The 20,682-nt window shown below is 72.4% G+C and carries 21 protein-coding genes; 9 read left to right on the top strand and 12 right to left on the bottom strand.

Annotated features, from left to right (window positions below):
* Nucleotides 1-24 precede the first annotated feature (24 nt).
* The gene (locus IE207_RS27415; protein ID WP_229874041.1) at nt 25-1,332 is read left to right on the top strand and encodes an MFS transporter; all 1,308 of its coding nucleotides are present in this window, start codon (nt 25-27) and stop codon (nt 1,330-1,332) included.
* A gap of 21 nt (nt 1,333-1,353) precedes the next feature.
* Here IE207_RS27415 and IE207_RS27420 read toward each other — a convergent pair whose 3' ends face one another.
* The 3 genes from IE207_RS27420 to tuf all read right to left on the bottom strand — a co-directional run bounded on the left by IE207_RS27420 (nt 1,354) and on the right by tuf (nt 4,459).
* Entirely contained in the window at nt 1,354-2,145 is a 792-nt protein-coding gene (locus tag IE207_RS27420; protein ID WP_190187038.1) for a spermidine synthase, read from the bottom strand.
* 67 nt (nt 2,146-2,212) lie between these two features.
* On the bottom strand, nt 2,213-3,058 hold the full coding sequence (locus tag IE207_RS27425; RefSeq protein WP_190187039.1) for a patatin-like phospholipase family protein: 846 nt from the start codon (nt 3,056-3,058) through the stop codon (nt 2,213-2,215).
* Nucleotides 3,059-3,280: 222 nt separating this feature from the next.
* On the bottom strand, nt 3,281-4,459 hold the full coding sequence (tuf, locus tag IE207_RS27430) for an elongation factor Tu (RefSeq protein ID WP_190186996.1): 1,179 nt from the start codon (nt 4,457-4,459) through the stop codon (nt 3,281-3,283).
* Between the two features lie 395 nt (nt 4,460-4,854).
* Between tuf and IE207_RS27435 the strand changes: the two genes are divergently transcribed.
* The 5 genes from IE207_RS27435 to lnt all read left to right on the top strand — a co-directional run bounded on the left by IE207_RS27435 (nt 4,855) and on the right by lnt (nt 8,924).
* On the top strand, nt 4,855-5,583 hold the full coding sequence (locus IE207_RS27435; RefSeq protein ID WP_190186997.1) for a TVP38/TMEM64 family protein: 729 nt from the start codon (nt 4,855-4,857) through the stop codon (nt 5,581-5,583).
* A 48-nt stretch (nt 5,584-5,631) separates the two neighbouring features.
* Nucleotides 5,632-6,504, top strand: coding sequence for an undecaprenyl-diphosphate phosphatase (locus tag IE207_RS27440; RefSeq protein ID WP_190186998.1), 873 nt, complete (start codon nt 5,632-5,634; stop codon nt 6,502-6,504).
* A gap of 112 nt (nt 6,505-6,616) precedes the next feature.
* Nucleotides 6,617-6,793: a DUF8839 family protein gene (locus IE207_RS27445; RefSeq protein ID WP_190186999.1), complete on the top strand. Its 177-nt coding sequence runs from the start codon at nt 6,617-6,619 to the stop codon at nt 6,791-6,793.
* Nucleotides 6,794-6,861: 68 nt separating this feature from the next.
* Entirely contained in the window at nt 6,862-7,329 is a 468-nt protein-coding gene (locus IE207_RS27450) for a nuclear transport factor 2 family protein (protein WP_190187000.1), read from the top strand.
* 38 nt (nt 7,330-7,367) lie between these two features.
* On the top strand, nt 7,368-8,924 hold the full coding sequence (gene lnt / locus IE207_RS27455; RefSeq protein ID WP_190187001.1) for an apolipoprotein N-acyltransferase: 1,557 nt from the start codon (nt 7,368-7,370) through the stop codon (nt 8,922-8,924).
* Here lnt and IE207_RS27460 read toward each other — a convergent pair.
* The gene (locus tag IE207_RS27460) at nt 8,869-9,774 is read right to left on the bottom strand and encodes a Gfo/Idh/MocA family protein (RefSeq protein WP_190187002.1); all 906 of its coding nucleotides are present in this window, start codon (nt 9,772-9,774) and stop codon (nt 8,869-8,871) included. The two genes, lnt and IE207_RS27460, sit on opposite strands and share 56 nt — an antisense overlap.
* Nucleotides 9,775-9,858: 84 nt before the next feature.
* Between IE207_RS27460 and IE207_RS27465 the strand changes: the two genes are divergently transcribed.
* Together IE207_RS27465 and IE207_RS27470 are read left to right on the top strand one after the other, a co-directional pair.
* On the top strand, nt 9,859-10,380 hold the full coding sequence (locus IE207_RS27465; RefSeq protein ID WP_190187003.1) for a DinB family protein: 522 nt from the start codon (nt 9,859-9,861) through the stop codon (nt 10,378-10,380).
* 172 nt (nt 10,381-10,552) lie between these two features.
* Complete coding sequence (locus tag IE207_RS27470) at nt 10,553-11,077, top strand: hypothetical protein (protein ID WP_190187004.1); 525 nt, start codon at nt 10,553-10,555, stop codon at nt 11,075-11,077.
* A 28-nt stretch (nt 11,078-11,105) separates the two neighbouring features.
* Here IE207_RS27470 and IE207_RS27475 read toward each other — a convergent pair whose 3' ends face one another.
* The 8 genes from IE207_RS27475 to IE207_RS27510 all read right to left on the bottom strand — a co-directional run bounded on the left by IE207_RS27475 (nt 11,106) and on the right by IE207_RS27510 (nt 19,632).
* A complete protein-coding gene (locus tag IE207_RS27475) occupies nt 11,106-11,618 on the bottom strand; it encodes a hypothetical protein (RefSeq protein ID WP_190187040.1) in 513 nt (170 codons plus the stop codon).
* Between the two features lie 95 nt (nt 11,619-11,713).
* On the bottom strand, nt 11,714-12,382 hold the full coding sequence (gene ung / locus IE207_RS27480; RefSeq protein ID WP_190187041.1) for a uracil-DNA glycosylase: 669 nt from the start codon (nt 12,380-12,382) through the stop codon (nt 11,714-11,716).
* 106 nt (nt 12,383-12,488) lie between these two features.
* The gene (locus tag IE207_RS27485) at nt 12,489-14,069 is read right to left on the bottom strand and encodes an ABC transporter substrate-binding protein (RefSeq protein ID WP_190187005.1); all 1,581 of its coding nucleotides are present in this window, start codon (nt 14,067-14,069) and stop codon (nt 12,489-12,491) included.
* Between the two features lie 152 nt (nt 14,070-14,221).
* Nucleotides 14,222-14,986 carry an SDR family oxidoreductase gene (locus tag IE207_RS27490; RefSeq protein ID WP_190187006.1) on the bottom strand — a complete coding sequence of 255 codons (765 nt, stop codon included), beginning with the start codon at nt 14,984-14,986 and terminating at the stop codon, nt 14,222-14,224.
* A 56-nt stretch (nt 14,987-15,042) separates the two neighbouring features.
* Entirely contained in the window at nt 15,043-15,804 is a 762-nt protein-coding gene (fabG, locus tag IE207_RS27495; protein WP_190187007.1) for a 3-oxoacyl-ACP reductase FabG, read from the bottom strand.
* 154 nt (nt 15,805-15,958) lie between these two features.
* On the bottom strand, nt 15,959-16,342 hold the full coding sequence (locus tag IE207_RS27500; protein WP_190187008.1) for a DUF3037 domain-containing protein: 384 nt from the start codon (nt 16,340-16,342) through the stop codon (nt 15,959-15,961).
* Nucleotides 16,342-17,184 carry a HipA family kinase gene (locus IE207_RS27505; RefSeq protein ID WP_190187009.1) on the bottom strand — a complete coding sequence of 281 codons (843 nt, stop codon included), beginning with the start codon at nt 17,182-17,184 and terminating at the stop codon, nt 16,342-16,344. The genes IE207_RS27500 and IE207_RS27505 overlap by 1 nt, the downstream gene beginning before the upstream one ends.
* Nucleotides 17,185-17,355: 171 nt before the next feature.
* Complete coding sequence (locus IE207_RS27510; RefSeq protein WP_190187010.1) at nt 17,356-19,632, bottom strand: MMPL family transporter; 2,277 nt, start codon at nt 19,630-19,632, stop codon at nt 17,356-17,358.
* A gap of 125 nt (nt 19,633-19,757) precedes the next feature.
* On the opposite strand from IE207_RS27510, the gene IE207_RS27515 reads away from it, so the two are divergent.
* The gene (locus tag IE207_RS27515) at nt 19,758-20,672 is read left to right on the top strand and encodes an acyl-CoA thioesterase (protein WP_190187011.1); all 915 of its coding nucleotides are present in this window, start codon (nt 19,758-19,760) and stop codon (nt 20,670-20,672) included.
* Nucleotides 20,673-20,682: the final 10 nt, after the last annotated feature.

The following is a 20,682-nucleotide window of genomic DNA, read 5'->3' on the forward strand; positions in this document are numbered from 1 at the left end:
CCCGGGGCGGGTGATAGTCCCTGGGTGAGTTCTCCCCCCGCCGCCCCGTCCCGCACATCCGCCCGCCGCAGGCCCGCATGGGCCGGCCGCAACTACACCCTGCTGACGGGTGCCGCCGTCGTCACCAACCTCGGCAGCCACGGGGCGCTCATCGCCGCCGCCTTCGCGGTCCTCGACGCCGGTGGGAGCGCGGGCGACGTCGGCCTGGTGGCCGCGGCCCGCACCCTGCCGCTCGTCCTCTTCCTGCTGATCGGCGGCGCGCTGGCCGACCGGCTGCCGAGACACCGGGTGATGGTCGCGGCCAACGCCCTCAACTGCCTTTCCCAAGCCGCCTTCGCCGCGCTCGTACTGTCCGGTGACCCGCGGCTGTGGCAGATGATGCTGCTCACCGCGCTCTGCGGCACGGGTACCGCCTTCTTCAACCCGGCCGCCGAGGGAATGCTGCTGTCGAGCGTTTCGGGTGAGCACTCGAACCGCGCCTTCGCCCTGTTCCGAATGGCGATGAACGGCGCGGGCATCGGCGGCGCGGCCCTGGGCGGAGCCATGATCGCCGCGATCGGCCCGGGCTGGGTACTGGCACTGGACGCCGCGGCCTTCGCCGTCGCAGGTGCGCTGCGGGCCTTCCTGCGCGTCGGCCACATCGCCGAGCGGGCTCCCGGCGGAGGTCTGCTGGCCGATCTGCGGGAGGGCTGGGACGAGTTCAGGAGCCGCTCCTGGCTGTGGCGGATCGTGCTCCAGTTCTCGGTGGTCGTCGCCGTCGTGGGCGCGGCGGAGGCGGTGTACGGGCCGCTGGTCGCCCGGGACCGGCTGGGCGGACCCGCTCCCTGGGGCGTGGCCCTGGCCTTCTTCGGCGTGGGCACGATCGGCGGGGCGATCCTGATGACCGTGTGGAAGCCGCGCCGGCTGCTGCTGGTCGGCACGCTGTGCGTGTTCCCGATGGCCCTGCCGTCGGCGGCGCTGGCGGTGCCGCTGGCGACCTGGGGACTGTGCGCGGTGATGCTGGTCAGCGGTGTGGCCATCGAGGTGTTCGGCGTGAACTGGATGACGGCCCTGCACCAGGAGATACCGGAGGACAAGTTCTCCCGCGTCTCGGCGTACGACTGGTTCGGCTCGGTGTCGATGGTCCCGCTGGCCACCGCCCTGGCCGGCCCGGCGGAGACGGCCTTCGGCCGCACGCAGGCGCTGTGGGGCTGCGCGACGCTCGTGGTCGTGGCCACCGCCGTGGTCCTCGCCGCCCCGGACGTCCGCCGCCTGAACCGCCGCCCGGCCGCGTCCCCGTCTCCCGGCCCGTCCGCCGCCCCTTCCCCGGCGGCCGAGCCCGCCGCGGTGTGAAGCCGGGCCCGCAGGACGTCGTCAGCCGACGCTGAACGCCCCCGCCGGGGGTTCCGGCGACGCAACGGCCTGCGCGTCGCGCACCGCGGCCGCGCCCCGCGCCAGCCGGGCCAGGGCCGCGCCCGTCTCCACCCGGGCCGGGAACGCGTCGGCCGCGCAACGCCGGGCCAGTGCGGCCACCGGCAGCTCCCGGTCCGAGGCGACGAGCACCGCGTTGCCGAACCTGCGGCCCCGCAGCACCCCCGGCTCCGCGATCAGCGCCAGCTCCGCGAACACGGCCCCGAAGTTCGCCAACTGCCCCCGCAGGAAGCCGAACGGGGCCCCGTCCGCCAGGTTCGCCACGTACAGCCCGCCGGGCCGCAGCACCCGCGCCGCCTCCCGCGCGTATTCAAGCGAGGTCAGCTGGGCCGGGACCCGCGAGCCTCCGAAGACGTCGGCGACCACCACATCGGCACTCGCCCCGGGCGCGGCCTCCAGCCACGCCCGCGCATCGGCGGCGTGCACCGTGACCCCGGATCCCTCGCCCCACGGCAGGTGCTCCGCCACCAGCTCCACCAGGCCCGCGTCGAACTCCACCACCTGCTGGCGGGAGCCCGGCCGGGTCGCGGCGGCATACCTGGGGAGGGTCAGGGCGCCCCCGCCGAGGTGCAGCAGGTCCAGCGGCGTCCCCGGCTCCGCCGCGCAGTCCAGTACGTGTGCGAGGCGGCGTACGTACTCGAACTCCAGGTGCTCCGGCTCGTCGAGGTCGACGTACGACTGCGGCGCCCCGTCGACGGTCAGCAGCCAGGCCCGCTCCCGGTCCACGTCCGGCATCAGCTTGGCGGTGCCCTGGCCCACGTCCCGGACCACCGGGATCTGCTCGTCGTTCACGACACCATTGTCACGCCGACCAGACGCGCGCGGCCTCCGCCGCGTGCGCCGCCGCCTGGGCCAGCCCGGCCCGGGCGGCCGGGTCGCGCCGCGCCGGGTCCAGGACGTTGCGCCCGAAGGTCTTGCGGGCCTCGGCGGACGGAGTGATCAACAGGACCTGCGCCCCGGCCTTGCGCAGCTGCGCGGCCTGTACCGCGGGCGAGGGGATCAGCTTCGTACCGAGCGCCACCGGCGCGATGATCACGACCCGCTCGTAGTCGGCGGCCAGGTCCGCGTTGGTCGCGGAGCGGATGCCGCCGTCGATGAACCGCCGGCCGTCCACCGTCGCGGGCGGCCACACCCCCGGCACCGCGCAGCTCGCCGCGACCGCGTCCAGCAGTCCGGCCCCGCTCTCCCGGTCGAAGGCCTTCAGCTCGCCGGTCAGGGCGTCCACGGCGGTGACGACCAGTCGCCGCTCGGGCCACTCGCCGGAAACCAGCCGGGCTTTGAGCACCTCCCGCCGGTCCGCCTCGGGCACGGTGTCGGCTGCCAGCGCGAAAGCGCCGACCCGCCGGCGGTAGGACGCGCCGTCCCGGGAGCGCAGCATCGCGACGGCGTACCGCGCGAAGGTGCCGGCCCCCAGCTTCGCCGCGGCCTCGCCGGTCGCGTCCCCGAGCTGGCGCTCGTACAGCTCCCTCGGCGTGAGCAGCCCGGAGGCGAGCTGGGCGCCGACGACCGAACCGGCCGAGGTGCCGACGACGAGGTCGGCGGTGCTCAGGTCGGTACCCGCGGCGGCCAGGCCGCACAGGATCCCGGTCTCCCAACCGACTCCGGTGAGTCCGCCGCCGCCAAGTACCAGTGCCGTCCTGCCGGCCATCGCCGCCCGCCCCTCGTCACTCACGAACCCAGTGGTGACGGCAGTCTGCCCCAGCCCCACCACCGCCACCACACCGGGTCCCCCCGGCCCACCCGGGCGACAGGGCGCGGGCCGTCTCTTCCGGATCCTGCTCCCGCAGCTACCGCTGGGAGGTGCCCCCACACCCGCGCCGCCCGGCACCGGACGACGCGGGCTCAAGCGGCAACATCCGAAAGGGGCGGCCTAGTCGACCGACGTGACCGTCCCCGCGCCGACCGTGCGTCCGCCCTCGCGGACCGCGAAGCCGAGGCCGGCCTCCAGGGGAACGTCACGGCCCAGTTCGACGGTCATGGTGACCGTCTCTCCCGGCCGGGCCACCGCCACCGCGCCCAGGTCCACGTTTCCGACGACGTCGGCGGTGCGGATGTAGAACTGCGGCCGGTACCCGGTGGCCACCGGCGTCGTCCTGCCGCCCTCCCGGGCGGAGAGCACGTACACGCGGGCGGTGAAGCGGCGCCTCGGCTCGACGCTGCCGGGCGCCGCGACCACGTGCCCGCGGCGCACCCCGTCGCGCGGCACCCCGCGCAGCAGCAGCGCGACGTTGTCGCCCGCCTCGGCGGACTCCATCGGCTTGCCGAAGGTCTCCAGCCCGGTGACCACCGTCAGGACCGGCTCCCCGTCGCCGCCGAGCACGCTCACCCGGTCGCCGACGCGTACGCTGCCGCGCTCGACGGCGCCGGTGACGACCGTCCCGCGCCCGGTGATGGTCAGTACGTTCTCCACCGGCAGCAGGAACGGCGCGTCCGTGTACCGCACGGGCATCGGCACGTACGTGTCCACCGCGTCCAGCAGCGCCTCGATGGCCGCGGTCCAGCGCGGGTCGCCGTCCAGCGCCCCGAGCCCGGAGACCCGTACGACGGGCGCCGCGTCGCCGCCGTAGCCGTGGGCGTCGAGCAGTTCGCGGACCTCCAGCTCGACCAGGTCGGCGAGTTCCGGGTCCCCGGCGTCGGCCTTGTTGAGGGCCACCACGATGTGGTCGACGCCGACTTGGCGGGCGAGCAGTACGTGTTCGGCGGTCTGGGGCATGACCCCGTCGAGGGCGGAGACGACGAGGATCGCGCCGTCGAGCTGGGCCGCCCCGGTCACCATGTTCTTGACGTAGTCGGCGTGACCGGGCATGTCGACGTGCGCGTAGTGGCGGGTGTCGGTCTCGTACTCGACGTGCGTGAGGTTGATGGTGATTCCGCGCCGGGCCTCCTCGGGGGCCCGGTCGATGCGGTCGAAGGGCACGAAGGAGGCGCCGCCGCGCTCGGCGAGGACCTTGGTGATGGCGGCGGTGAGGGTCGTCTTCCCGTGGTCGACGTGGCCCATGGTGCCGATGTTGAGGTGGGGCTTGGTGCGTACGAAGGCCGTCTTGGCCATGATGTCTTCCCGTGTGTCGCGAAGCCGGTACGGGACCCCTGGAGCGAACCGACCCTCCCCCTGCGGGGTCCGCCGGACGTTCCGGGAAGGGTCAGCTTCGTGCGCCGTCGAATGCGGCGAAGGGGAATGCCTCTGCGAGGACGGCAGCCTTCGGCGCGTCCGCGACTGCGGACGGCGCTGCGGGGAAGGCGTACCGGGACATGCACCTGATCCTGCCTCAGCGCCCGGGGGACGTCGAACGGTTTTCCCGGCGGTGGGCCGGCGGGTGCGCGACGTGGTCTTCGTCACTTCCGGCGCCGGGCGCGGCCCGGTGGCCTCGAGCGCGTCGGCCGCCGTTCGCGCGCGCGGGAGGCGGAGGGCGGTGGCGCGCCCGGCGTGTCGGCTAGTCTCCCGGGATGTCCCTCCTCCTCGCGCCGTGGGCCCGGCTGTCGCTGCTCGTCGTGCTGCTCGCGGCGGGTGGCGGGTGCGTGCTGCTGTACGAGCCCCAGCGCCTGCTGTCGCAGGGCCTGCCGCCGGGACTCCCGGTGGGTACGGCGGCGCTGCTGTTCGCGACGGTGTACGGCCTGTGCACGGCGGCGTTCGTACCGAGGCCGTTGCTGAACCTGGCGGCGGGGGCGGTGTTCGGGGCCCCGCTCGGGCTGCTCGCGGCGGTCGCCGGCACGGTCGTCGGCGCCGGGATCTCCTTCGGTCTGGGCCGGGCACTGGGCCGCAGTGCCCTGCGGCCCCTGGTGCGCGGCCGCTGGCTGCGCGCGGCCGACGGACAGCTCGGCCGGCACGGCTTCCGCTCGGTGCTCGCGATCCGCCTCTTCCCGGGAGTCCCGTTCGCGGCAGCCAACTACTGTGCGGCGGTGTCCCGCTGCGGCTGGCTGCCCTTCCTCTCCGCGACCGCGCTGGGCACCGTCCCCAACACCGCCGCGTACGTGATCGCCGGCGCCAGCGCCTCCTCGCCGGATTCGCCGGCGTTCCTCGTCTCCTTCGGCTTCATCGCGGTGTCGGGTGTGGTCGCGGCGGCGGTCGCCTGGCGCAAACGGCACAGCCTCGCGCCCCCGCCCGCGCCGCTGCCCGCGTACGGGCTCACGCCCCAGCACCCCCCTGTGGTCACCGGCGTTCCCCACGGGCCCTAGCATCGGACGCGACCTTCCCGACGATCACAAGGACGAGCGCACCCCGACATGAGCTGGTTCGAATCCCTAATCCTCGGTCTCGTCCAGGGGCTTACGGAGTTCCTCCCGATCTCCTCCAGCGCCCACCTCCGGCTGACCGCGGCATTCGCCGGCTGGCAGGACCCGGGCGCGGCCTTCACCGCGATCACCCAGATCGGCACCGAGGCCGCCGTGCTGATCTACTTCCGCAAGGACATCGCGCGGATCGTCTCCGCCTGGTTCCGCTCGCTCTTCGACAAGTCGTTGCGCGGGGACCAGGACGCCAAGATGGGCTGGCTGGTGATCGTCGGTTCGATCCCGATCGGTGTGCTGGGCGTGACGCTCAAGGACGCGATCGAGGGCCCCTTCCGTGATCTGCGGCTGACCGCGACCACCCTCATCGTGATGGGTATCGTGCTCGGCATCGCCGACCGGCTGGCGGCGCGCGACGAGGAGGGCGGCCGGCACCGCGCCGTGCGCGAGCGCAAGACGCTCAAGGAACTCGGGGTCAAGGACGGTCTGATCTTCGGTCTCTGCCAGGCGATGGCGCTGGTGCCGGGTGTCTCCCGGTCCGGCGCGACGATCTCCGGCGGCCTGCTGATGGGCTTCACCCGTGAGGCCGCGGCGCGTTACTCCTTCCTCCTCGCCATCCCGGCGGTATTGGCCTCGGGCGGCATGGAGTTGAAGAAGCTGGGCGAGGGCCAGGTGTCCTGGGGTCCGACGATCTTCGCCACGGTCATCGCCTTCGTCGTCGGTTACGTGGTGATCGCCTGGTTCATGAAGTTCATCTCCAGCAAGAGCTTCATGCCCTTCGTGGTGTACCGCATCCTGCTGGGCATCGCCTTGATCGTCTTGATCAGCATGAACGTGCTGAGCCCGCACGCGGGCGAATCGGCCGGTTAAATCACCGTTTCGCGTGAATCGGAGGCCGTGCGGGAACGTTCCCGGACGGCCTCCGCGTCGTTGTGCCTGTAAAGACCTGAGAGAACCGAAGGCGAATTGCAGGGGGTGTCCCATGCGTCGTGTGGTGTTGGAGCGTTTTCCGGCCGGGAGTCCGCGGGGAAGCTGGCCGGCCGAGGAGTACGCGGCCCAACGGATGCGCGAGGGCGTGCCGGCCGAGGTGGTGATGGACCTGGACAGTGACGCGTTCCTGGTCGTCGTGCGCCAGCGGGAGGCGCATTCCGGCCGCTGACCGGCCGGCGGGGATCAAGTCCGCGCATGCCCCTTGGCCTCGCGGCCGGGCGCCCGCACACTGACCCGATGACGCAGCGTGTGGACCTCGCGACGGTGATGGACAGGCTGGCGATCGACGAGGTGGTGTCGGGGTACGCGGCGGCCGTGGACGACGGCGACTGGGACGGCTACCGGGCCCTTTTCACCCCGTCGGGCCGGGCGGACTACCGGTCGGCCGGTGGGGTGGAGGGCCCGGCCGCGGAGGTCGCGGACTGGCTGGCGCGGACCATGACGCTGTTCCCCGTACGCCAGCACCTGATCGTCAACCGGCTGATCCGGCTGGACGTCACCGACGGCGCGCCCGGTGACACGGCGCGGGTACGGGCCGACTTCCTCAACCCCATGCGGCTGGCCGACGCCGCGTCCGACCCTGCCGTCACGGCTCCCAACTTCGTCGCCGCGGGCCGCTACGCCTTCGCCCTGGCCCGGACCCGCGATGGCTGGCGGCTCGCCGGGGTAACCGTGCACGAGAAGTGGCGGCACCTGGCGGGCTGATCCGCCCCGGCCGTCCGACACTGGAAGCGGAGGCGTCCATGGTCGCGGAGCTCAACGGGTGGTGGCGTGCGGGCGCCGCGGTCGCGGCGGGCGCCCTGCCCGCGCTGGCCTTCCCCGCTCCGGCGCTGTGGTGGTTCGCCTACGTCGCCCTCGTGCCGTGGATGCTGCTGCTGAGGTCCGCCCCCACCGGGCGGCGCGCCGCCCTGGAAGGCTGGCTCGGCGGCACGGGGTTCGTCTTCGCCGTCCACCACTGGCTGCTGCCGAGCCTGCACGTGTTCCTGTTCCTGCTGGCGGCCCTGCTCGGTGCGCTCTGGATCCCCTGGGCGCTGCTGGTGCGGGAGTTCCTCGGCGGGGTCCCGGCGGGCGGGCGCGCGGGCGCGGCGCTGGTCCTCGTACCGGCGGGGTGGCTGGTGCCGGAGCTGGTCCGGTCCTGGCAGGGGCTGGGCGGGCCGTGGGGGTTGCTGGGGGCCAGCCAGTGGCAGGTACCGCCTGCGCTGGTGCTGGCGTCGGTGGGCGGCGTGTGGCTGGTGAGCCTGCTGGTGGTGGCGGTGAACTGTGCGCTGGCGATGCTGGTCGCGGTGCCGGGGGCGCGGCTTGCGGCGGTGGCGGGGGTGACGGGGTGTGCGGTGCTGACCGGGGCGGTGTGGCTCTGGGTACCGCGGCCGCAGGTGTCGGGCGCGCTGCGGGTGGCAGTCGTACAGCCGGGTCCGGTCGCGGACGGCCCCGACAGCACGGAGCGGCGTTTCGCGGCCGGGGAGCGGCTGACCCGGGAGCTGGCCGGGGCGCCGCCGGGCCGGCGCCCGGACCTGGTGGTCTGGGGCGAGAGCAGCGTCGGCGAGGACCTGGCGGCCCGGCCGGACCTGGCCCGGCGGCTCATGGCGCTGTCGGCGCAGGTGGGGGCTCCGCTGCTGGTCAACGTCGACGCGCCGCGCAGTGACCGGCCCGGGATATACAAGAGTTCCGTGCTCATCGGTCCCGACGGGCCGACCGGGAACCGGTACGACAAGATGCGGCTGGTGCCGTTCGGGGAGTACATACCGGCGCGGTCCCTGTTCGGCTGGGCCACCTCGGTCGGCAAGGCCGCGGGCGAGGACCGGATGCGCGGTGACGCCCCCGCCCTGATGGACCTGGCGGGCCGCCCGGGGGTGCGGCTGGGACCGCTGATCTGCTTCGAGTCCGCCTTTCCCGACATGAGCCGGCGACTGACCCGCGACGGGGCCGCGCTGCTCGTCACCCAGTCGTCGACCTCCAGCTTCCAGGACAGCTGGGCGCCGGCCCAGCACGCTTCGCTGGCCGCCCTGCGGGCGGCAGAGGACGGCCGCCCGGTGGTGCACGCCACCTTGACCGGGATCAGCGAGGTCCACGGCCCCTCCGGGGAGCGGATCGGGCCGGCCCTGCCCACCTCGGCGAGCGCGGCGGCCGTGTACGAGGTTCCGCTCGCCCGGGGCACGACGCCCTACGTGCGCTTCGGGGACTGGCCGGTGGGCTCGGCGCTCGCCGCCCTGGCCGCGTACTGTGCGGCGCGGGCGGCGCGTTCGCTCAGGAGGCCTGCTCCAGAGCCGAGCGCACCACCCGCTCGCACAGTTCATGGGTGAGCAGGGCGTCGCGGGCGCTCGGGACGCGGCCCGCGCCGACGGCTTCCAGGAAGGCGTCCACGACCTGTTCGATGCCGCGCTGGCGGGCGACCGGCACCCAGTCGCCGCGTCGGCGCACGGTCGGCTGGCCGCGGTGGTCGATGACCTCGGCGAGGTTGACGACCTGCCGTTTGGTGTCCTGCCCGGCCACCTCCAGGACCTCCTCGGTGGAGCCGGAGAGGCGGTTCATGACGCCGAGGGCGGTGAACCCGTCGCCGGACATCTGGAGGACCACCTGGTGCATCAGCCCCTCGCGGACCACGGCCCGCACGTCGATGTGATCGGCTTCGCCGGGCAGCAGGAAGCGCAGGGTGTCGACGACGTGGATGAAGTCGTCCAGGACGAGGGTGCGCGGGTCCTCGGGCAGGCCGACCCGGTTCTTCTGCATGATGATCAGATCGCGCGGGTGGTCGGCGCACTGCGCGTAGGCGGGTGCGTGGCGGCGGTTGAAGCCGACGGTGAGGCCGGCCCCGCGCGCCTCGGCCAGTTCGACGAGCGCCCGGGACTCTTCCAGCTCGTAGGCCAAGGGCTTGTCCACGTACGTCGGTACGCCGGCCTCCAGCAGCCGGGTCACGATCTCGGGGTGGACCGCGGTGGGCGCGTGGACGAAGGCCGCGTCGAGTCCCTGGGCGATCAGCGCGTCGAGGCCGGTGTGCCGGTGTTCGGCGGGGACGTGGTACGCGTCGCCGATCCGCCGCAGTGTGGCGTGGGTCCGGGTCTGCAGGTGCAGCTCGACTCCGGGCCGGGCGGTGAGGACGGGCAGGTACGCCTTCTGGGCGATGTCGCCGAGTCCGATGACGCCGACCTTCACCGGGTACCTCCTGGTTGCTTCCTTGGGGGACGCTCGCAGCTTAATCCCTGGTGGCAGGGGCCGTGTTCGCAGAAGATGGGCACCATGACCAGTTCTGGATCACACCGTGACGAGCCCTCCACCACCGCGAACGAGCGGGAGATGCTGGACGGCTGGCTCGACTACCACCGTTCCACCCTCGCCTGGAAGTGCGAGGGCCTCAAGGACGAGCAGCTGCGCAGCACTCCGCTCCTGCCCTCCGAGCTGAGCCTGCTGGGGCTCGTACGCCACATGGCGGAGGTGGAGCGGTACTGGTTCCGGGAGATCATGCTGGGCGCGGACCTGCCGGAGCTGTACTCCACGAGTGAAGACCCCGACGGGGACTTCCACTTCACGGATGAGGATTCCTGGTCGGAGTCCGAGGAGGTCTGGCAGACGGAGGTCGAGCTGGCCCGGCAGGCCGCCGCGGGCCATTCCCTGGACCTGGTGTCGGACCCCGGGAGCCACCACCGCGGCGAGGTGTTCAGCCTGCGCTGGGTCTACAACCACATGATCGAGGAGTACGCGCGCCACAACGGCCACGCGGATCTGCTGCGCGAGCACATCGACGGCGCCACCGGCGAGTAGGGCCCCGGGCGGGCGGTGTCAGCCTGCGGCAACTCCACGGCCGGTGCCGGCCTGCGGCACCTGCGCGGCGGGCGTCAACCTGCGGCGCCTCGGCGGCCGGCCGTCACCCGTGCGGGGGCAATATCCGCTCCTGGTTTTCGCAACCGGGTCCCCGCACAGCAGAGTTGCCCGGGTGCATCCAACCCGAACCACGACGAAACTGCTGCTCGGAGTGGCCTGTGCCGTTTCGGCCGTCTCCGGCTGTGTGAACGTGAGCCCGACCGCGACCCAGCCTGCGGGCACCTCCACGGGGCTGCCGCCCCACCACGAGCCGCACGGCGGGCCGGGGGCCGCGGTGGTGGTCCAGGCTCCCGCCCTGGAGGCGTTGAAGACGCTGCCGCGGGAGTCCGCGCGTCCGGCGGCTTCGGGGAGCTCCCGCCTGCCGGCCCCCCGCTCCTCGGGCCGGGCTCCGGCGGGGCCCGAGGAGGCCGCGCCGCCCGTTCCCGACATCCCCGAGCCCCGGCGGCCCGCGAAGGCGGCGGCCGGGCACCCCGGGGGCCTGCCCGGCCCCTCGGGGCGCGGGGCGGAGGCCGGCCGTGAACTGATGCGGGAGCTTCCGGTCCGCCCGGCCGACGTGTGCGCCCTCGGGCGGCGGCACGGGCGCTGGCACCCGGACAGCCCGGAGGCCCGGATCTGCTCGGGCGTGCACGGCGGGTGACCCCGCACCCGGGTCCGCTCGCCGGGGTCTACGGCCCCTGCTCGGGGAACGGCCGGGGCGGGGCGCCCGGGTCCGCCTCGAGCCGGCGCTCCAGCCGGGCGATGGCCGCCCGCACCCCGTTGCCGTAGCCGTCGTCGGCCAGCGCGCCGGTGGCGGCCCGGGCCCGCGCGAGGTGGACCCGGGCGGCTTCGGGACGGCGCAGCTTCACGTAGTCGGCGGCCAGGCTCAGGTGCAGCGACGGGTAGAACACCCGGACCGCGTGGTGCGGCTGCGGCCGCGCGGGCGGCCCGTCCGCGATCCGCTCGGCGACGCTCAGGGCCCGCAGGTCCCAGGCCAGTTCGTCGGCGGGGTCGTCCTGGGCGTCGGCCATGTAGTGCGCGAGGGTGCAGCGGTGGAGCAGGTCGCCGCCCTCGCCGATCTCGGACCAGATCTCGCCCAGCCGGTTGCGGGCCTCCTCGCGGTCGCCGGCGTGCAGCAGGATGACCGCCTGGCCGATCCTTGTCATGACGGCGTCCTCCGACGCCTCCCGCTGCTCCGTCAACGCGACCTCCGGCTGCATCCGCCAGACCTGCTCCGGTCTGATCATCAAGACGCTAACCGGAGCAACCGGCTCAGGCACCGAGGCGCGGTGTGGCGTCAGCCCAGGTCCGGAATCCGCCAGTCGATCGGCTCATGGCCCTGCGCGGCGACGGCCTCGTTGATCTGCGTGAAGGGCCGGGACCCGAAGAACTTCTTGGCCGACAGCGGGGAGGGGTGGGCCCCCTTGACGATCACGTGCCGCTCCTCGTCGATCAACGGGATCTTCTTCTGGGCGTAGGCGCCCCAGAGCACGAAGACGACCGGGTCGGGGCGGGCGGAGACGGCGCGGATCACCGCGTCGGTGAACTTCTCCCAGCCCTTGCCCTTGTGGGAGTTGGGCTCGGCCTCACGGACGGTGAGCACCGCGTTGAGCAGCAGGACTCCCTGCTCGGCCCACGGCATCAGATATCCGTTGTCGGGGACGGGCAGCCCGAGCTCCTCCTTCATCTCCTTGTAGATGTTGCGCAGCGAGGGCGGGGTCTTCACGCCGGGCCGCACGGAGAAGCACAGGCCGTGGCCCTGGCCGGCGCCGTGGTACGGGTCCTGGCCGAGGACCAGCACCTTCACCTTGTCGAACGGCGTGGCCTCCAGGGCCGCGAACACCTGCTCGTGGGGCGGGTAGACCGGCCCGTTGGCCCGCTCCTTCTCGACGAACTCCAGGAGCTCTTGGAAGTAGGGCTGGTCCTGCTCCCCGCCGATCGCGGGGAGCCAGGACTCGGGCAGCATCTGGCTCACGTCTACATCCTCCGGTACAGGTCCGTGAAACTGCGTGGTGCAACTGGACCGAACCTATACGCAGGCACTGACAACGCCCGTGGCCGGGGAGCGGGGGCTACCAGCTGGTCTTGCGGTACAGCTCCCACATCTGCATGACGGTCTGCGGGTCCAGGGCCCGCTCGGCGCCCGCGACGTCCTCCCGCGCGGCCACGTACAGCTTGCCCTGCCACAGCGGCAGCAGCCGCGCGTCCTTGGCGAAGGTCTGCTGCGCCTGCTCGAACTCCCTGACTCCGGCCGAGCGGTCGCTCTCGCGGCGGGACTTGGGCAGCAGGTCGTTGAGGATGTCGGCCGGCTCGTACGGGGTGCCGACCGCGTTCTCCTTGCCGACGAACGGCGCGATGAAGTTGTCGGGGTCGGGGAAGTCGGGGAACCAGCCTCGCCCGAAGACGGGGAACTCGCCGTTCTTGTAGCCGTCCTGGAACTCGATCCAGGGCTTGCTGCGCAGGGTGATCTTGAAGAGGAGGCTCTCGTCCAGCTGGCGCTTGAGTTCGGTGAACTCGTCAGCGGTGGAGGAGCCGTACCGGTCGGTGGTGTACCAGAAGGTCAGCTCCACCGGCTGGGTGATCCCCGCGTCCCTGAGGGTCTTCCTGGCGGCGTCGACGTTCGGCTGGCCGTACATGTCGTAGAACGGCGTCTTGTGGCCGAGGACCCCCTTGGGGACCATCGAGTACAGCGGCTCGGCCGTGCCCTGGTAGACCTTGGAGACGAGGGCGCCGCGGTCGATGGTCTGGGCGATCGCCTGGCGCACGGCCGGCTTGGCGGCCTGCGGGTCCTTCGGGTTGAAGACCAGGTAGCGGATCTCGGAGCCGACGTTCTCCACGACCTGGACGCCCTGGTCGTGCGAGGCGGGGCTCTGGAGGTCCTTGATCTCGGCGGCGGACAGGCCTCGGTAGGTGGCGTCGATCTCCTTGTCCTTGAGCGCCGCGACCATCTTCTTGGAGTCCGCGAAGTAGCGGATGGTCACGTTGTCGTTGCGCCGGTTGGCGAAGCCCACATAGCTGTCGTTGCGGCCGAGGACCGCCTCGCCGTCCTTGTACGACGTCAGGACGTACGGGCCGGAACCGGTCGTCTTGCCGTCCTTGCGGACCTTGTCGGCGGGGTACTCGCCGGGCGGTACCAGCGAGGCGGCGGGCGAGCCGAGGACGAAGGGGAAGGTCGCGTCGGGGGTCTTCAAGTGGAAGACGACGGTCAGCGCGTCCGGCGTCTCGATCTTGTCCAGGCTGCCGAACAGGTCCTTCGGGCCGTTCTTGGAGGCGATGGTCCGGATGCGGTCCAGGGAGTGCTTGACGGCCTTGGAGTCGAGCGCCTCGCCGTTGGAGAACTTGAGCCCCTTGCGCAGCGTGCAGCGGTAGGACTCGTTGGCGGAGTCGGTGAACTCACAGCCCTGGGCGGCGTCCGGCTCGGGCTTGGTGCTGCCGGTGGGGAAGGCCAGCAGGGTCTGGTAGATGTTCCGGTACAGCTCCCAGGAGCCGTCCCAGGCCGCAGCCGGGTCGAGCGTGCTCGGCTTGCTCGTCGTGCCGACCACGATCGGCTTCTTGTCGGCACCGCTGTCATCGGAAAGCAGACCGCATCCGGCGAGCAGGGATATGGACGCAAGGGCTGCAGTGATCTGCAGGCATCTGGTCCGGTTGAACACGTGCACGCTCCTCGATCAGCCAGGGGTGCGGCAGACCCTACCGCAGTGCCTCACAAATCCAATGGGCAGGTTTCGTGAGGCACTTGACCGATTTCATGCACATTCGATACGCATTTGCCTCCCTTTGGGAGGCAAATGCGTCCGTTTATCGGTCAGTGCACTCCGGCATTGAGGAACATTCCCCCGTCGATGACGAGAGTTTGCCCAGTGATCCATTCCGCTTGTGCAGATGTGAGGAACGCGGCCGCCCCTCCGATGTCCTCGGGGGCGCCGAGCCGGCCGAGCGGATAGGCGGCCGCCGCCTCCTGCTCGCGCCCCTCGTAGAGGGCCTGCGCGAATTTGGTCTTGACCACGGCGGGCGCGATCGCGTTGACCCGCACCCCCGGCGCCATTTCGTGCGCGAGCTGGAGGGTGAGGTTGACCATGGCGGCCTTGCTCATCCCGTACGCGCCGATGAAGGGCGAGGCGGAGACGCCGGCGATGGAGGCGATGTTCACGATCGCACCGCCGTTGTCCTTCTGCCAGGCGTGCCAGGTGCGCTGGGCGAAGCCGAGCGCCGAGATCACGTTGGTCTCGAAGACCTTGCGCGCCACGCCGAGGTCTAGGTCCGCGATCGGCCCGAAGACCGGATTGGTTCCCGCGTTGTTGATCAGGAAGTCCACCCGGCCGAACGCCTCCATCGTGCGTTCCACGGCGAGGGCCTGGTGCGCCTCGTCGTGCGCCTTGCCGGCAACGCCGATCACCCGGTCCGCTCCCAGGGCCTCCACGGCCTCCTTGAGGGCGTCCTCGTTGCGTCCCGTGATGCAGACCCGGTCGCCACGGGCCACCAGTGCCTCGGCGATGCCGTAGCCGATGCCCCGGCTCGCGCCGGTGATCAGCGCGACCTTGCCGCTGTCCGTTCCTTCGTACGTCGTCATGTGCGCCGTGCCTCTCTTCGGTTGCCGTGCCTCGCGTCGGTTGCCGTACCCCGTCGTCAGTTGAGGGGGCCGCCGGCCACGTACAGGACCTGGCCGGAGACGAAGCCCGCGTCCTCGCCCGTGAAGAAGGCGATGGCGCCCGCGATGTCCTCGGGGCGGCCCACGCGCTGCACCGGGATCTGGGTGGCGGCGGCGGCCTGGAACTCCTCGAAGCCCATGCCGACGCGGGCGGCGGTCTGGGCGGTCATCTCGGTGACGATGAAACCGGGGGCCACGGCGTTCGCGGTGACGCCGAACTTGCCGAGCTCGACGGCGAGCGTCTTGGTGAAGCCCTGGAGGCCGGCCTTGGCGGCGGCGTAGTTGGCCTGACCGCGGTTGCCGAGGGCCGAGCTGCTGGAGAGGTTGACGATGCGGCCGAACTTGGCCTCCACCATGTACTTCTGACAGGCCCGGGACATCAGGAACGCGCCCCTGAGGTGGACGTTCATGACCGTGTCCCAGTCGGTCTCGCTCATCTTGAAGAGCAGGTTGTCCCGCAGCACGCCCGCGTTGTTGACGAGGACGGTCGGGGCGCCCAGCGTGCTCGCGACGCGCTCGACCGCGGCCTCCACCTGCGCGCCGTCCGAGACGTCGCAGCCGACGGCGAGGGCAGTGCCGCCCGCTGCGGTGATCGCCTCCACGGTGTCCTTGCAGGCCGCCTCGTCGAGGTCGAGCACGGCGACCGCGCGGCCTTCCGCGGCCAGGCGTACGGCGGTCGCCGCGCCGATGCCCCGGGCCGCCCCGGTCACGATGGCTACACGCTGCTCGGTGGTGGACATGCTGGGTCTCCTCGCGCTTGGGATCCTCTGGAGCGGCGTCTCACGGGTGAGCAACCGCTTAGTAGCTTCAGCTGAGGAGACGCTAGGAGCCCTGGCACCCGGTGTCAACGGCACCGGGCCCCAGGGCCCCAGGTCGTACGGATCTTCCTCCGGGTCAGCGCACCAGCAGGTCGAGCAGCCGCCCCACCTCGGCCTCCGGATCGGCGGTCAGCCCCGTGTGCACCGGGCCCGGCTGCACGACGGTGCTGCGCGGCGCGATCAGCCACCGGAACCGGCGCCCCGGATCGTCGCCCGCCGCCTGGCCGGCACGCTCGCCACCGCTGCACAGCCCTTCGACGGCGTGCAGTGCGGCCCGTACGCCCGCGACGTCGGCCGCGGGGTCCAGGGCGCGCAGCTTGGCCTCGTCGAGGTGGGTGCGGGCGGCGACGTAGGACTTGGCCCGGCAGTAGACGATCACGCCGGCGTTGAAACACTCGCCGCGCTCCACGCGGGGCACCACACGCACCAGCGCGTACTCGAACACGTCCCGCTTGATCACTAGCTGTCGCTCTTCTTCTTGGTCTTGTGGGGCCACTCGGGCAGGTGGTCGGTCAGCCAGCCCGGCGGCTTGGACGGGGCCTTCGCCTGCGCCTGCATGGAGATCCTCTCGTGGACCGTCGCCGCGCGCGTCAGCAGCGCGTCCACGTACGCCCGGCGCAGCGCGTCGGTCGAGTCGAAGCCGGGCTCGTCGACCAGCCACTCGTCGGGAACGTCGGCGGCGACCTCGGTGAGCAGCTCCCTCGTGACCAGGGGAGCGAGCGCCTCGGCGGCCGCCGCGATGTCCGGGCCGAAGGGCGCCAGCACGTGGTCGGAGGCGTTGTAGGGCTTGGCGGCCGCGCTCTGGGCGGTGGGCCAGTTGTGGTGCCAGATCATGGTGGCGCCGTGGTCGATGAGCCAGACGTCCCCGTGCCAGACCAGCATGTTGGGGTTGCGCCACGAACGGTCGACGTTGTTGATCAGGGCGTCGAACCACACCACGCGCCCCGCCTCGACCGGGTCCACCTGGTACGCGAGCGGGTCGAAGCCGATCGAGCCGGGGAGGTAGTCCATGCCGAGGTTCAGCCCGCCGCTCGCCTTGAGCAGCTCCTGCACCTCCTGGTCGGGCTCGCCGAGCCCGATGACGGGGTCGAGCTGCATCTGCACCAGCCTCGGCACCCGCAACCCCAGCCGCTGCCCCAGCCGGCCGCAGATGACCTCGGCGACCAGGGTCTTGCGCCCCTGACCGGCCCCGGTGAACTTCATGACGTAGGTCCCGAGATCGTCGGCCTCGACGATCCCCGGCAGCGAGCCGCCCTCACGCAAGGGCGTGACGTAGCGGGTCGCGATCACTTCTGTGAGCATTTTCCCAGGTTATCCGGCGACTGATCTTCAAATCCAAGGCATATCCCGAACGGCCGTCAACTCTGGGCCGGCAGCCCGGCGGCACGGATGCTGCCGGGGCCCGGTGAAGTCCAACATCGGCCACCTGGAGGCCCCGTCCGGGACCGCCGGGCGGCGACGCCGTCCGAGCGCTCATTCGATGTTCCTCCGCGCCACGCTTTCCGGCTCCGTGACCTGCCTCGGCACCGTTCGGCTCCCCACGTCCTCGCGCAGCCCCGCGCGGTCGTGCAGGCGGCGCAGTGGCGCGGGGGCCCACCAGTTGGCCCGCCCGGCCAGCCGCATGAACGACGGCACGAGCACGGCGCGGACCAGGGTCGCGTCCAGCACCACCGCCAGTGCGAGGCCGACGCCGAGCAGCTTCAGCAGCGTCACCCCGGAGACGGCGAAGATGAACAGCACCGCGGCGACGAGGACCGCCGCGGCGGTGATGATCCGCCCGGTGTGCTGGAGGCCGAAGGCCACCGACTCCGTGTTGTCCCCGGTGAGCAGGTAGCGCTCGCGGATCCGGGAGAGCAGGAAGACCTCGTAGTCCATGGAGAGGCCGAAGGCCACGCAGAAGGTCAGGATCGGGATGGTCGCGTCCAGTGTGCCGGTGTGCGGCGGGCTGCCCACCAGGAACAACAGGTGGCCCTCCTGGAAGACGAACACCATCGCCCCGAACGTGGCACTGAGGCTGAGGGTGTTGAGCGCCAGCGCCTTCACCGGCATCAGGACGCTCCCGGTGAAGAGGAAGAGCAGCACCAGGGAGGAGCCCACGACGATGCCGATCGCCGCCGGTGTGGCCCGGGCGATCGCCGACGTGCTGTCCTCGACCTCGGCGGCCCGGCCGCCCACCGACACCCGGGCGGGGCGGTGCGCCGCGCCGTCCGGTGGCGCCACCTTCTGTAGCCGTCCGACGAGTCGGGTGCCGGCGGAGGAGTCCTGCTCCACCGCGGAGACCACGGAGAGCAGTGCGCAGTCGTCGTCCACCAGCGCGGCACTGGCCGGGCCCGGCCCCTGGACCCGGTGGCCGGCGACGTAGCTGCCGGTGGCCGCGGTCACCCGGCGGACGTCGCGCACCGCGGACAGGGCACGGGCGTAGGGCTCCAGGGCCTGGGTACGGTCGCGCCCCACGCCCTCCACCACCACCGGTACGGTGCCCAGCACGTCGGCGTCGAACCGGTCGCGCAGCAACTGCGTGGCACGGTGCACCTGGGAGTCGGCGGGCAGCGAGCGGTCGTCGAACAGGCCGGGAGAGACCCGGGTGAACGGGGACGCGAGGACGGCCAGTACCAGCACCGCGCCGCCTCCGTAGAGCACCGGGCGCCGCATCACCACCCGGGCGAACCGGTACCAGCGGCCGGTCTCGGGCGCCGCCGCCGGGCCCGCCGGACCGCGTAACCGGGCGAAGACGTCGTAGCGGTTGACCCGGTGGCCCAGGACGGCCAGCAGCGCGGGCAGCACGAGGACCGCCCCCGCCGCGGCGGAGAGCACCACCGCGATGCCCCCGTAGGCGAAGGACCGCAGGAAGTACTGGGGGAAGACCAGCAGGGCGACCAGGGACAGGGCCACCGTCAGCCCGGAGAACGCGACCGTCCGCCCGGCCCGGCGCACCGTGGGCCCCAGGGCCTGCCGTACCGTGGCGCCGCCTCCCAGCTCCTCCCGGAAACGGGCGAGGAGGAACAGGCTGTAGTCGATGCCGAGGCCGAGACCGAGCGCGGTGGTGGAGTTCATCGCGTACACGGAGATCGACACGGTGGCCCCCAGGGCGTTCAGCGCGGCCCGGCTCACCAGCACCGACAGCAGCGCGATGACCAGCGGCAGGGCGGCGGCCACCACGCTACCGAAGACCAGCAGGAGCAGGACGAGGGTGATCGGCATGGCGATCGTCTCGGCCAGCAGCAGGTCGTGTGCGGTGCGCTTGCCCACCTCCGACTGCACTTGCGCGGGGCCGGCCGCCATGACCGTCAGCCCCTGCGCGTGGCGTCGGATGTCGGGCACCAGCCGCTCGGCGGTCCTCGCCCTGTCGTCCTCGTCACCGAGCAGCGAGAGCGAGATCAGGCCGAGGGATCCGTCGCGGGAGCGCAGCGCGGGGGCGCGCCCCGCCGTCCAGTACGAGGTGGCCGCCCGCACGCCCGGGGCCTGCGCGGCGCGCCGGGTCAGGGCGGTGCCGAGGGAGGCCGTCGCCGGTGAATCGACCGGATCGGCCCCGCGCAGCAGCAGCACCAGGTCGTCGTCGGCGGACGGGAAGTGCTCGGCCACCAGACGCGCGGCGCGGGAGGACGGTGCGCCGGGGTCGGAGAACCCGCCGTGGACCAGCCGGTGTTCCACGCCCAGGCCGCCGATCGCGGCCAGGACCAGGGCGAGCGCGCTCACCCACAGCACGGTGAAGCGCCGCCGGTACAGCGCCGCGCTGAAGCGGTCGGACATTACGGGACCTCCCCGGTCGAACGGCGACGCGGCTCGGCCTCGCCTGCTGGTGAGCTCGGTTGAGAGCCGGGTCCGCGGTCGCGATACTGGCTCCCGTTCGGTGATGCCGAGGTGAAGTGGGGCCCATGGACCAGGAACGCGCGCTGCTGGACCTGCTCGGCCTGCTCGACCCCGACCCCGAACCCGCGCCGGACCGGTCTGACGGGGAGCGCTTCCTCGGCCGCCCTCCCCTGGAGCGGTCCTCCCCGGTGTACGGAGGGCACGTGGCCGCCCAGGCGCTGGCCGCGGCCGGCCGCACGGTGTCCGCCGGGCTGGCCGTGCACTCCGTGCACTGTTCCTTCCTGCGGCCCGCCCTGCCGACCGTGCCCTTCGACCACGGGGTCGAACGGGTGAGGGACAGCGGCTCCTTCGCCACCCGCCGGGTTCACACGACCCAGCGCGGCCGGGAGGTGTTCACCCTGACCGCCTCCTTCCACCGCCCGGAGCCGGGCCTCGGCCACCAGGACCCGATGCCGCCCGTTCCGGACCCGGAGTGCCTGCCGACGTACGAGGAGCGGCTGACCAAGGCGTTCGGCGAGGTGACGCAATCCCTCGGGAAGCCGTACGAGCTGCGCTTCGTCGGCCCGTTGAGTTTCGACGCGGAGAAGGACCGGTCGCAGGTGTCCTCCCGGACCCAGGTGTGGGTGCGTGCCAAGGGCGACGTGCCGTCCGAGGCGACGGCCGACCGCGAACGCCTGCTGCACGCCTGCCTGCTGGTGTACGTCTGCGACGTCACCATGCTGGAGACGGTCCTGGTCCGGCACGGGGTCTCCTGGTTCCACGCCACCGGCTGGAGCATCGACTACACCGTGTGGATCCATCGGGCCTTCCGCGTGGACGACTGGCTGCTCTGTGCCCTGGAGACACCGGTGGCCTCCGGAGGACGGGGGCTGGTCCTGGGCCGGGTCTTCACCCGCGAGGGAGTATTGGTGGCCACCCTCGCCCAGGAGGGCCTGATCCGGATCCGCGACGGCCGCGACGGCCAAGGGGCCCTCGGCTGAGGGCCCCACG

It is taken from the genome of Streptomyces cirratus (genome assembly GCF_014650775.1).
In the GTDB taxonomy this organism is placed as follows: Bacteria; Actinomycetota; Actinomycetes; order Streptomycetales; family Streptomycetaceae; genus Streptomyces; species Streptomyces cirratus.